General features: G+C 53.4%; 10 protein-coding genes. 1 reads left to right on the top strand and 9 read right to left on the bottom strand.

Annotation, left to right across the window (positions count from 1 at the left end; genetic code table 11):
• Positions 1-129: 129 nt before the first annotated feature.
• Positions 130-1,296 (top strand): cytochrome P450, encoded by a 1,167-nt coding sequence (locus ACR0E6_RS07405; protein WP_480582022.1) that lies wholly within the window; start codon positions 130-132, stop codon positions 1,294-1,296.
• Here ACR0E6_RS07405 and ACR0E6_RS07410 read toward each other — a convergent pair.
• The 9 genes from ACR0E6_RS07410 to ACR0E6_RS07450 form a co-directional block, all read right to left on the bottom strand.
• Positions 1,293-2,606: an NAD(P)/FAD-dependent oxidoreductase gene (locus ACR0E6_RS07410; RefSeq protein WP_170375259.1), complete on the bottom strand. Its 1,314-nt coding sequence runs from the start codon at positions 2,604-2,606 to the stop codon at positions 1,293-1,295. The two genes, ACR0E6_RS07405 and ACR0E6_RS07410, sit on opposite strands and share 4 nt — an antisense overlap.
• Positions 2,603-4,975, bottom strand: a complete 2,373-nt coding sequence (locus tag ACR0E6_RS07415; protein WP_480582025.1) for a trimethylamine N-oxide demethylase — start codon at positions 4,973-4,975, stop codon at positions 2,603-2,605. The genes ACR0E6_RS07410 and ACR0E6_RS07415 overlap by 4 nt, the downstream gene beginning before the upstream one ends.
• 4 nt (positions 4,976-4,979) lie before the next feature.
• Positions 4,980-6,965 (bottom strand): ABC transporter permease, encoded by a 1,986-nt coding sequence (locus ACR0E6_RS07420; RefSeq protein WP_480582028.1) that lies wholly within the window; start codon positions 6,963-6,965, stop codon positions 4,980-4,982.
• On the bottom strand, positions 6,965-7,984 hold the full coding sequence (locus tag ACR0E6_RS07425) for a quaternary amine ABC transporter ATP-binding protein (protein WP_480582031.1): 1,020 nt from the start codon (positions 7,982-7,984) through the stop codon (positions 6,965-6,967). Before ACR0E6_RS07425 ends, ACR0E6_RS07420 begins: the two co-directional genes overlap by 1 nt.
• A gap of 75 nt (positions 7,985-8,059) precedes the next feature.
• A complete protein-coding gene (locus tag ACR0E6_RS07430; RefSeq protein ID WP_480582034.1) occupies positions 8,060-9,013 on the bottom strand; it encodes an ABC transporter substrate-binding protein in 954 nt (317 codons plus the stop codon).
• Positions 9,014-9,080: 67 nt separating this feature from the next.
• Complete coding sequence (locus tag ACR0E6_RS07435; protein ID WP_480582037.1) at positions 9,081-10,415, bottom strand: flavin-containing monooxygenase; 1,335 nt, start codon at positions 10,413-10,415, stop codon at positions 9,081-9,083.
• A complete protein-coding gene (locus tag ACR0E6_RS07440; protein ID WP_170375248.1) occupies positions 10,412-10,705 on the bottom strand; it encodes a DUF1330 domain-containing protein in 294 nt (97 codons plus the stop codon). Before ACR0E6_RS07440 ends, ACR0E6_RS07435 begins: the two co-directional genes overlap by 4 nt.
• 1 nt (position 10,706) lies before the next feature.
• Complete coding sequence (locus ACR0E6_RS07445; protein WP_480582040.1) at positions 10,707-11,297, bottom strand: hypothetical protein; 591 nt, start codon at positions 11,295-11,297, stop codon at positions 10,707-10,709.
• The gene (locus tag ACR0E6_RS07450; RefSeq protein ID WP_480582043.1) at positions 11,294-12,142 is read right to left on the bottom strand and encodes a carbon-nitrogen hydrolase family protein; all 849 of its coding nucleotides are present in this window, start codon (positions 12,140-12,142) and stop codon (positions 11,294-11,296) included. The genes ACR0E6_RS07445 and ACR0E6_RS07450 overlap by 4 nt, the downstream gene beginning before the upstream one ends.

Genomic DNA, 12,142 nt, shown 5'->3' on the forward strand with positions numbered 1-12,142 from the left:
ATTTGCTTGTTTGCCTTGTGGAGCGGGCAAAAGCACGAACACGATGCTTACAAGAAACTAAAGGAATAAACGCAACCTAGCTAAACAGAGGGCCGCACGAAATGTGCGGCCCTTTCTGATTGGGAACCAATGGATCGAACTCTTCCCTTTCTTAACCTCAAAAAGCCGGGGTTTTCCACAAGGTCTTCGGAAGTACATGCCGCGCGTGAAGCATCTTGGTGCGCTCAGACGCCGTTCGGCTATGCAGTTCTTCGGCACCGAGAAGCCGGTTTGATTTTGCGAGACCGTAGGTTCCGTCAAGGCAGCCATGCTTGGCCAGAAATGGTAGGGCTTGAAGGCAGTTTTGCAGAGTTCTGGAAACGCAGTGTTATCTCGCTGGAGGGTGAAGGCCACGCCGCGTTAAGGAAAATCGCTCAGAATGCGCTTGCAAAGGAACACATCCTCGCACTGGAACCCACATTCACTAAAATCGCTGAAGCACTGTGTGAATCCTTACGGGGATCGGGTCCCTTTGAAATAATTGATCGCTTCACCGAGCCGTTCGCAGGACAGGCTATAACGGCGCTTCTGGGACTACCGATGCATATGTCTGAACGACTTGCGGCAGATGCAAAGTGTCTTGGGCTTGCGATGGGTCCTGAAGCAGTCCGCTACCAAACAGACGTCAACACATCGGTAGATCGGTTAACGGAACAGGCAATTAGATTAATCGATGCACCGCCGCGCGACAGTTTTGTATCTCGCCTGATGTCAGAAGAATACGGGGATCGTCAGGCAATAGTTGATCTGACCGTGATTTCCATCTTTGGTGGAGTAGATACCACCCGCGCGCAATTGGCATTCGCAGCACATCTGTTCTCGCTATACCCGGAGCAGTGGGCATGGCTACGGAACAATCCGCAAGCGGTTTCAGATGCCGTCGACGAGGTAATCAGAATGCGCCCTACAACGACTTGGGCGACCCGCGAAGCCTTGGAGGATGTCACTATTGGTGATGTCACAATTCGTTCGGGTGAAACCGTACACATTTTAGTACATGCTTCAGCGACTGACCCGAAAACTGGTCACAATGGCCAATTCGATGTTCGCGTCCGCCGAAAGTCGCATTTTGGTTTTGGAGGGGGCGCACACCACTGTCTTGGACACTTGGTCGCAAGAACAGATATGATGGCGGCGCTGAACGTCTGGTTGCGTCACTGGGAAACTATTGAACTTGTGGAAGAACCGGTTTTTTTGCCTGACAGCGGCAATACCAGCCCGCTGCGGATGTCCGTCTTACCCAAGTGGGCGAACTAGCGGTTTGCGTTTCTGTCCTCACTTCGATCTACCCAATGACGGTACCACAGATCAACTGGACGCAAGAAATGAGGCCGACCACCACGATGGAACCAACGCGAAGAAAGAGTCGTTTGCGAAAATGCTGTTTCACCGTCTAGCGTGCCTACGGTGCGTAGCGCTGCCTTGCGACCCAGCCATGGGGCCAAAACAGTTCCGCCGCCGGAGTATCCCATAGCATAGTGAATACCGTTTCGCTCGCCGACATGTGGTAACTGGCCAAAGGAAAAACCCGTATTACCGGTCCAGACATGGGATAATCGAACCTCCCGTAGTTTAGGCCATATCTCCACCATTTTTCTGTGCAGGCGACGCGCGGCTGTAGAAAGGTCGATATCCACCAAAGCCGCGCGACCACCAAACAAAAAACGGGATCCGTCAGGGGACACCCGGAAGTAGCAGTGGTGTCTTCTTGTTTCTACCATCATGCGGCGACCGGGTGCTAGCGCCTGTATTATCTCAGGCGCCAACGCTTCTGTTGCTATGATAAAACTCGGCACTGGAAAAACTCGACGGTTGAACCAACTGAATTGCTCGCCTGTGTAGCCATTGGTTGCCAGGATGATTTTGTCGACGGAGATGCTCCCTTGCGGTGTTGAAACCCGCCAAGTTGCTCCTGCCTTTTGAATATCTACCGCCGGGCAATTCGAAAGGACAGGAACGCCCCGGCGGGATGCAGCACGCAACAAACCGAGCAGATACTTCGCAGGATGCAACGCGCCGTGTGTTGGGAACAGGATCGCTCCCCTATAGAGCGGCGTCACTATATTGCTCGGCAACTCATCGCGGCTCAGAATCATACACGGCCCACCGCCTTTTTCCGAAACCTGCTTAGCCAACCTTTGTTGCGCCGCGAACTGGCCCGAAGTGTAGGCCAATTGAATGCGCCCGCATTCTTCGTAGTCACAACTAATTTGCTCTTTATTTAACAGGTCTTTGACCCACCTCAGCGCATCTGAAGCCTCCGAGAACAGAGCGTCAGCGACCAGTGGTCCATAGCGTTTTGCCAACGTGTCCCAGCCGACACGCGGGTGGGCTCCTAGCATACCTCCGTTTCGGGTCGAAGCACCCTGTCCTGGCTGACCGCTGTCTATGACCAAAACCCGGGCGCCTGCATCATGCGCCGCAATGGCCGCAGACAATCCAGTGTATCCGGCACCAATTACAAGAACATCCGTTTTCTTTGGTAGCCTGCCTTCAGGAGAGGGCCACGCCACACCATCCCACCAATAAGGACGCCCCGGAACAGCATCCTGTGTGAACAGGTTCAACCGTAGTTACCTTTCACTCGCTCTTTTTCGGGGTCGAAATGAGGGAACGTTACAACACGAGCCTTCAATCGCTTTTGCTGGCCGTCAAGCTGGCCGATTTGGATTTCGGTTCCGATCTCGGAATGTGCAGTTGCAACTCGGCCAAGTGCGATCACCTTTCCAAGTACCGGCGACTTAACGGCAGAGGTGATTTCGCCGACTTGCGCCTTGCCAATCCGAACGCAATCGCCGGGCGAGGGCACCGTCCCTCCTTCGATCTCAAATCCGACAAGTTTTCGGTGCGGATGCGCTTTGCGCTCTTCCAATGCAGCGCGACCAATAAAGTCATCTTCCTTTGACTTCAGTGGCACTGTAAAGCCGATACCGGCTTCAAACGGGTCAGTCGTGTCGTCAAATTCGCTTCCTGCGAAAATGAGTCCTGCTTCGATCCGCATCATGTCCAGCGCAGCCAGGCCCAACGGCGCGAGATCATATTCCCGACCGGCTTCCCAGACAGCGTCGAACACCTCGACCGCATCCTTTGGATGGCAGAAAATTTCGTAGCCCAACTCACCTGAATAACCGGTTCTGGAAATCACAACCGCAGTTCCGGAGTAGTCGCCAATGCGTGCGATTGTCATGCGGAACCAGGGCAGTTCCTCTACGGATGGTTGGGTTGGCGGCGTCCAAAAGACTTTCGTAAGTATGTCCCGGGAATGGCGCCCCTGCACAGCAATGTTGTGAAGCTGATCTGTTGATGGCCGCACCCAGGCGTTCAGACCCCGCTTGGCGGCCTGTTCCTTGAGCCACAACCCACTTGTGTCGTTGCCCCCTATCCAACGGAAATTGTTGTCCCCCAAACGATAGATCGTTCCATCGTCAATCATCCCGCCGTGCTCGTAGCACATGGCGGTGTAACTGACCTGCCCGACACTAATTTTCTTGACGTTCCGCGTAACGCAGGCCTGCATCAGCTCTTCTGCGTCTGGCCCCGTCACTTCGTATTTCCGCAGTGGCGACAGATCCATGACAGCTGCTTTTTCACGCACTGCCCAATACTCTGCAATGCTTCCAAGCTTGGGGATCGTGTTTGCAAGCCAGTAACCATTATATTCTACGAAGTCTTCGGTGTGGCGTGCAAAGCACTCATGGAACGCGGTTTTCTTTGTCTCTTCCACATCCGCCTCCGCAGATTTTCTATAGCCAACGGATTTCTTGAAATCCTCGGTGGCTCTGTATGTGCGGACCTGGATATCCGTCGGGTTCCATCCATTTGCCGGATCGACATCGCATGGGCACGCGGTGCTTACGCAAACCAGATCAGACAATGCTCTGAGCAACACAAAATCGCCGGGCCGCGACCAGGGATCGTCCATCCCTATCGCGTTTGTATCGTCGAGCATCGTGTTGAAGAAGAAATTGATCGCTGGCCAGCCTCCGCGCGGCCGAATGTTGAATCTGGCCAGATCCGCGTTCATGTTGTCCGAGCAATTGATATGCCCTGGGTAGCCGAGATCCTCATAGTAGCGAGCGGTACAAGCGAGACCAAACGTGTCGTGACGTCCGCAGGTGTCCTGTACGATCTCAACCAGCGGCTCCTGATCAACGGACCAGTATTTCGAGAAAATTCCCGGGTTGGGGTAGAGGCTTCCCATTAAGCTACGGGTTGTGGTCGGGTCTATCTCGCGCTCAAGGCCGTTGTCGAGCGCCCGCAACGAAAAGGCCTGAAAGTCAGAACATTCCCTGCCCTTCACGTCCAAAATTTGGATGTACTCACCTTTTTTGACTTCGTAGGCCGACGCGTGCCCTGGTTGGATGTTAAGGTCCTGCAAGGGATCGGCCAGCGGATCGGGTGGTCCGACCGTTTCTTTGGCCTGTTTTGGGTCGGCTCGGCGGATGTACAAGACAAGTTCGGTCGTTGCGTTCTGGGCCTCTGGGCTCATCGGCTTGCCCGGAGCTGCGCAGATCAATAAACCATCGCATTCCGCGGTAAAGCTTGTCGTATCCCCGGGCTTTGATCCTTCGGAAAAAACACTTACCGCATCCCCAGTTTCAATGTTGAACCCTGATGCTGCCAGCGCTTTGAGCACATTTGCACCGGAGCGTGAACCATTTGCCAGCGTTTCAATCGTTGAGGTGGGCCGTCCCTTGCCGATGGCCCCAAGCATCGCCGCATCCGAAGTTCGGTCGGGTGCAAAAAACACCAGTTCTCCTTGCTGGAGACCTTCTTTGTCGACGATGCTAATCTCGTCGCCGCGAAAGACCGGAACCGCTCGTGATCCGCCTCCTGGAACAGGATGTCGCTCAACACCATGTGGCAATATCGGGAGACCCGGTGAGACAATCCCACGTCTTTCCCAAGGATGCTCGATAAACTCTGGCTTGTTCATATCATCACCCGAGCCCCAGTACTTTTTTGCGCCTCTCGGCCCACGCCATGACAGCCAGATCAAATGTCAGTGCCATAAACGCAACGTTCATCCCCAGTACGATGTTCTTACCAAGCTCAGTGCCTGCCAGCGTCCGCTGCAATTCCTGACCTAGGTCCTGGGTCCCAATGAAGGCGGCAATGATCACCATGAAGAAGGCGAACATTATTGCCTGATTAAATCCTACTGCCATAGTCGGCAGGGCCATTGGCAACTGAACCGTCCATAGCTTCTGCCGACGTGTCGCGCCGGACATATCAGCCGCTTCGGTTATTTCTGGCGGAACTGTGCGCAACCCTTCAATCGTGTATCGCGTTAGCGGAACAGTAGTGAAGATTACTATCGCAAACACAACCGCAACGTCATTAACGCCGAACAGCATAATAGCTGGGATAAGGTATATGAAACTGGGGAATGTCTGCGCAGTATCACAAGCAAGCAAGATACGGTTTGACCACTTTGCGGACCGCGCAGCAAATATACCCAGGGGGATACCGATCAACATTGAAATTATGACGGCAGAGATCACCGTATAGAGCGTGATAACGGAACGGTCCCACCAGCCCGAAAGCGCGACAAGTGTAAAGAAAACGAACCCATAAATAGCGGGCCGCTTGCCACCAAGCCAATACGCCAGCGCAGTAATCAGCAAAATGAACGCGGGTGTTGGAATCCAAAGCAGCGAGTTTCGGAATGGTATCAGAACTTTGACATTTAAGAACCAGCGCAACCATTCAGTCACGGCATTCACGGCATCTATTGCCAAAAAACCTTTAATTAAAGCGTCAATCTCTTTTCCTTTAGAGAATGATTGACGTCGGCCGATTTCGGCAAAGACATCAACGAATTGCGCGACAATACAGAACACGGAAAAGACGGCTAGACCGACCAAGAAGTAAGCATGTTGCTTCCACCAAGGGGTACCTTTCTCAAAGTGCTCCGGTTGTTTGACAACCCACGCCTTTGACAATCGATCGAGCATTATTGCGAACAAAACGATGGTCACACCGATCTCAAAAGAACGGCCGAGTTTGAAGCTGCCCATCATGGCCAGCAACTTTGCTCCGAGGCCTGGCATTCCAATAAACGCCGTCAGTACAACCATTGCGAGACACAGCATGATCACTTGGTTCACACCGACCAATATCTCGGTGCGTGCTGCAGGCAAATAAACACGCGTCAACATCTGCCATCGAGTGCAGCCTGACATCTTTCCCGCCTCGACAACTTCTGAACTGACTTTTTTCAGGCCCAACGTGGTCATCAATATCATAGGTGGGATAGCATAGATGATGGTGGCAACCGCCCCTGCTGTTGGACCAACTTTAAAGAAGATCACCGCTGGCAACAGATAGGTAAAAAACGGAAGTGTCTGAAGCACGCTCAGGATCGGCTTGATCGCGGTATCCACCCAACCGTACTTCCAAGCAGCAATACCCAACAAAAGCCCAAGCAAAAATGCGATCGGAGCCGCGACGACCAATACAGACATGGTCTGCATTGCAATGTCCCATTGGCCGATGAGCGCAGTCCACACAAACGTCCCCCCCGCCAAAGCGGCAAGCCTCCAGCCGCCGAGGTAGTAGCCAAGTACCGCCGCCGCAGCTGCAATTGCCGTCCATGGGATCGGCCCCAGCATGGGCCAGCGGCGTTTTCCATAAAGCAGGTTTGCAGTTGCATCCAAAAGGAACTCAAGTGGTCCCTCCGCGATGAATCTGGTCACATAGATAAGGCCCAAATCATTCTGAACAAAGGCGAAAACAGCGTCCAGTGCCTCTGCAGTTGGCGGGATCATCGCCTCTGGAATCCGCTGTAACCAAGGTGGCAGCACGCCGAATGCATGCGCCATGATAAAAACCAGTGCAGTACCAATCAATGCCAACAAAACCGGATCTCGACGGCCACCATCGTAGGCGCTTGCGCCGACTTCGGAGGCGTGCGTGACGGCCATCAACCAGCCCCCAACAAAAGATCGAGTGCTTCTGAGCGCTGCATTACGCCAACAACTTTTCCAGAATTGTCCGCCACCGGAATCTCTTCGCGGGTTTCGTTAACCAATTGTCGCGCCAGATCCTGAATTGTGGCCTTCGAATCAACCGGTTCGCCTTCCAGTGCATGACCATTTATCGGTCGCGACAAGCCGCGGGCATGAACAACACGCGCTTTGTCGATATCCTCAGTGAATTTCCGGACATATTCGGTTGCGGGGTTCATAACGATCGCGTCTGGCGTATCACATTGTTCGATCGCGCCGTCTTTCATAATTGCGATCCGGTCCGCCAACCGAAGCGCTTCGTCGAAATCGTGGGTAATGAAAACGATCGTCTTACCCAGCATCTCCTGCAAACGCAGAAACTCGTCCTGCATTTCTCGGCGGATCAGAGGATCGAGTGCCGAGAAAGGTTCATCCAAAAACCAGATGTCCGGCTCAATTGCCAGAGATCTAGCAATACCAACACGCTGTTGCTGCCCACCCGACAGTTCGCGCGGGAAATAATCTTCGCGCCCTTCAAGGCCGACCAAGCGCACGACTTCCAAGGCACGTTCGCGCCGCGTGTGTTTGTCTTGCCCACGCATCTCCAATGGAAACGCAACATTTTCCAGAACCGTTCGATGCGGCAAAAGGCCAAAAGACTGAAACACCATTCCCATTTTGGACCGGCGCAATTCAATCAGGTCTTTTTCCGCCAATGACATAATGTCCTGACCCTCGACCTCGATGGTGCCGCCAGTTATATCGTGCAACCTGGAGAAACAACGAACCAGAGTCGACTTCCCAGACCCAGAAAGCCCCATGATAACAAGCATTTCACCTTGGCCGACATCTACAGATACATCTTTGACACCGGCAATATATCCGTCGGCACGAATATCGTCGAAACCATGACTCTTCGGCATAGATCGCAGGTACTTTTCTGGGTGAGCCCCGAATAGCTTCCAAACATTTCTGGCCGAAATTACCGGTGCCATGCCATTCCCCTGTCGTCCGGTCACCTGCCCCCCATGGTCTCGCGGGACAGGTGTGTTTGTCAAATTAGCTAAATATCAGCCCGAACATTCCTGAACCCACGGATCAACAACGTCACGGTTTGCTGCAAGCCATTCGACCGCGGCCTCATCCGGTTCCAGCTCATCAGTATCCACCAACTTCGCCATTTCAGCGATCTGAGGGTTGGTGAAAGATATCTTTGTCAGCACGCAATACGCCGTTGGCCACTTGTCTTTCATGCCATCCCAAGCCGCCTTTTTAAGATAGCCGGTGGCCGGATTACCGCAGTCATAGAGGGCGTCCGGGTTTGGGCCTACTGCAGGATCGGTGTCACAGCCGTCTTCCCAAGCAGGAAACTCAACGAATTCACCTGGCCAGACAGCCTCGGCAAAGTTGGGTGTCCAATTGAACACAACAACGGGTTTCTTTTCAGCCTCTGCAGCACCGATTTCCGCCCAGAGCGCCGCAGCAGAACCCGCGTTCACAACGACAAAGTCCATACCCAGCGCCTCGACCCGCTCCTGGCCGTGTTTCAACCAATCGACCGGGCCATCAAGGTAACGTCCTTTATCGCCTGTCTCAGCAGTCGCAAACACTGCAGCGCAGTCGTTCAAAGCTTCCCAATCCGGTAATCCGGGGCAAGCGTCCTTGGTCCACATTGGATACCACCAGTCTTCGCGCGTTACGGCGTCATGGTCACCGGCGTCATGCAGCCCTCCTTTGGAAAGCGCCTCGCGGAAAGAAGCGCCGAATGCACCTTCCCAGACTTCAAGCTCTAACGCGACGTCGCCCAGGCGGACCGACTCGTACACAGCCTGACTGTCGGTTGTGACGTACTCAACGTTCAGGTCCATTTCTTCGAACATCTGACCAACGACATTCGACATCACAATTTGGCTGGACCAATTGTGGATCGGGATTACGATCGGATCTTCGCTGTCGGCTGCATGCGCTGCAGCACCCGATATTGCAACCGCACTTGCAGAGGCCAATAAAGTCAGTCTTTTCATTTTCATTCTCCCAGTTGTTTCGGCGATGCCGCTACGCCCGTTCAGGGCGAGGGTTTACTCGCCCTGTTCAAGTCTTCAGGTAGTCCTCAAGACTGTCGTCCAGCGCATCCTTCCAGACCGTATGGTGTGGGGGCGCCTTTGTGCCGGTCATTGGGCTGGTGTAGCCATGATCCCGGAATTCCATAATTCCTTGCTTCTTGTGCTTTTTCCATTCGTAGAAAGCCTGGTTTGCTGCTTCGATGTCGAATGAAGGGTAGTCGGTCTCATTGATGAGCTCGCCAGTGTACGCGCCCTGATACGCGATGCAGGCATAGTCATCTTCAAGAGCGTCTTCGTCGGCCTGTCGTTTCTGCCAATCCGCCTCCATTGTTGCGGCATCCGGCAATGCTATGCGGCCCATTATCACGTCCCGCACCCACCAAGCCTGCGCGTCAAACATGTTGAATGTATACCACTGGTCTTGCATGCCCAAATAAAAGAGATCAGGATTTCCTGTGTACACGACACCTTTATAAAGGTCGTTTGCAGCCAGTCGGTTAGCCGTTTTCAATCGCAAATCATCTGGCAGGAATGGGAAATGATGCTTGTATCCAGTGCACAGAATAATCGCATCTACTTCACGAGAGGTTCCGTCAATGAAGTACGCGGTTTTTCCGTCCACTCTCTCCAGCGCTGGAACTTCCGCCCAATTATCCGGCCAATTGAAACCCATGGGCGCTGTCCGATGTGCCACCGTTACTGATTTGCATCCGTACTTCCAACACTGAGAGCCGATATCTTCAGCAGAATAGGATGTTCCTAGGATTAGGATGTCCTTGTCCTTGAACTCCACCGCGTCCCTAAAGTCATGTGCGTGCAGGATGCGACCTTTATAGGACTCAAAACCGGGATAATGCGGTACATTCGGGAAACTAAAGTGCCCCGATGCTACCACTACCTGATCAAAGATCCTTCGCTCTTCAGTATCACTCAGGGCATCACGAACTGTTACTTCAAACCCGTCTTCAACCGTTCGCACATCTCGCACAACGGTGTTGAATTTAATGTACTTTCGGACATCCGCCTTTTTTACCCGGCCTTCGATATAGTCGAACAGGACAGCACGCGGTGGGTAGGACGCAATGGGTTTTCCAAAGTGTTCTTCGAAGGTGTAATCCGCAAACTCCAACCCTTCCTTGGGTCCATTCGACCAAAGATAACGGTACATTGACCCATGGCAGGGGTTGCTATGCTCATCCAGTCCGGTGCGCCAAGTATATCGCCAGAGCCCACCCCAATCTGCCTGTTTTTCGTAACAGACAATCTCGGGGATTTCCGCGCCTTTTTCGGCGGCTGACTGAAATGCACGTAGTTGTGCAAGCCCAGACGGACCTGCTCCGATAATACAGATACGTTTGGTCATTCTACCCCCTCGACTATGGTTTGAACACTGCTGGAAGCGGACATTCGAAGTGCTTTGGCCTCAGCGTAGTCCGCGGAATGGTACCAGTCCTTCGCAGCCTGATAGCTTGGAAACCGAATTACGACGTGCCGATCGCCATGTGGGCTACCCTCATGACTTTCGTTGCGACCTCCACGCACAAGAAATTCACCGCCGAACTTCTCTACGATCGCCTGAACCATTGCGACATAGGTGGGATACGTCTCAGCGTCTGTCACGCGTATCTGTGCAATGACGTATCCCGGAACCATATCAGCGCACCTCTGGTTCTGATGAACTGGCGTTCCAGTCCGGCTCAAAGCCCAGAACCTCTGTGTCTTCTGACAAGGCCGGATTGAACAACCGGTTGTGCGCCATAGTCGCCTGATAAAGTGGGTTGTTTGATGCCAGTCGCCAGACTTTGCAAGACAGATCAAACACCTGCATGTACGCCTCGAAACGTAGGCGAACCATGTTTGCGTCACGTATGGAGGCCGCCCCTTGTGAACCCGGTGGAAAGGTGGCTGTCAGGATATCTGAGAACTCTGCCGCTTTTTGGTAGTAAGTCGAGGAAAAGAACCGGATCGCCTGATCACGACGCTGAGCCGGATCATTCGTCTTCTTCGCCATGTGCAACATTTCTGGCGTGACCGAATATCCCGGAGCCTTGTTCAGCAGGGTGATGATGTGCCCAAGCGGATCGTCTTGGTTTGGCAAAAACAGAGCCGGTGTAATCGCATCATCTGGACGACCTTGATTGTCGCGCATCGCTATCTGCCTTACTCGGCATTGCCACTTGAGAAACGCAAGGCGCAGCGGCGAAGCAGAATAGCTTTCTCCTAGGACGGTACCCAGTGAACTCATGCGACGTCCTTTTTGTTTGTGTCTTCTATTCGATATGGCCTGTCATGTAGTAAGCTTGGAACGCGCACTGCCGTGGCTTGAACTAGGTCGAGATCCAGTTGGGCGTGGATGACGCCAGGAATGTCGCCGCCGTCAGCCAGAACCTCTCCCCACGGACTGATTACAAGGGAATGCCCATAGCTCGCCCCGCCACCAGGAACAGGACCGACAGCACATGGGGAAACAACAAATGACGTGTTTTCTATGGCGCGCGCTCGATTAAGAACATGCCAATGCGCTTTTCCGGTAATTTTGGTGAAAGCCGCTGGGCAGCACAGTATTTCCGCGCCTCCCTGAGCAAGATCCCTGAAAAGCCCGGGAAACCGGAGATCATAACAAATCGTGTGACCCACTTTGCACAAAGAGGTCTCGTAAATGCAGGCACGATCCCCCGGCGCTACGGTGTCGCTTTCGCGATAGGTGGCGCCTTCAGCAAGATCTACATCAAACAGGTGTATCTTGTCATAGTACCCCAGAATTTCGCCCAAAGGATCGAGCATATAGCCACGATTGATGATCTTCCCGTCCGGTCCGTCTACAGCGATGGATCCAATGTTCACCCAAACTTTCCGCTCGGCCGCAAATTCTCGCAGTTTGCTCAGTACAAGGTGTTTCGATTCCGGCTGAGATGGTGGGCATAAACGTTTGCCATCTGATGCTAACCCGCCGCAATACTCGGGCAAGAATAGCATTTGAGCACCCGCTCGAACTGCTGCTTCGGCCATCGGCAAAGCCTCGGCCAAAGCACTCTCCATGGTCGGCATGGGCCGGGTTTGGAGGCAGGCGATATTTAGCTGGCGCGGCAT

The sequence above is a fragment of the Ruegeria sp. AP12 genome (genome assembly GCF_056540025.1).

Bases quoted from the DNA above. Each gene is read 5' to 3' on its own strand.
- ACR0E6_RS07405 (WP_480582022.1), top strand. From the start codon at position 130: ATGGATCGAACTCTTCCCTTTCTTAACCTCAAAAAGCCGGGGTTTTCC.
- ACR0E6_RS07415 (WP_480582025.1), bottom strand. From the start codon at position 4,975: ATGAACAAGCCAGAGTTTATCGAGCATCCTTGGGAAAGACGTGGGATT.
- ACR0E6_RS07420 (WP_480582028.1), bottom strand. From the start codon at position 6,965: ATGGCCGTCACGCACGCCTCCGAAGTCGGCGCAAGCGCCTACGATGGT.
- ACR0E6_RS07425 (WP_480582031.1), bottom strand. From the start codon at position 7,984: ATGGCACCGGTAATTTCGGCCAGAAATGTTTGGAAGCTATTCGGGGCT.
- ACR0E6_RS07430 (WP_480582034.1), bottom strand. From the start codon at position 9,013: ATGAAAAGACTGACTTTATTGGCCTCTGCAAGTGCGGTTGCAATATCG.
- ACR0E6_RS07435 (WP_480582037.1), bottom strand. From the start codon at position 10,415: ATGACCAAACGTATCTGTATTATCGGAGCAGGTCCGTCTGGGCTTGCA.
- ACR0E6_RS07440 (WP_170375248.1), bottom strand. From the start codon at position 10,705: ATGGTTCCGGGATACGTCATTGCACAGATACGCGTGACAGACGCTGAG.
- ACR0E6_RS07445 (WP_480582040.1), bottom strand. From the start codon at position 11,297: ATGAGTTCACTGGGTACCGTCCTAGGAGAAAGCTATTCTGCTTCGCCG.
- ACR0E6_RS07450 (WP_480582043.1), bottom strand. From the start codon at position 12,142: ATGCCGCGCCAGCTAAATATCGCCTGCCTCCAAACCCGGCCCATGCCG.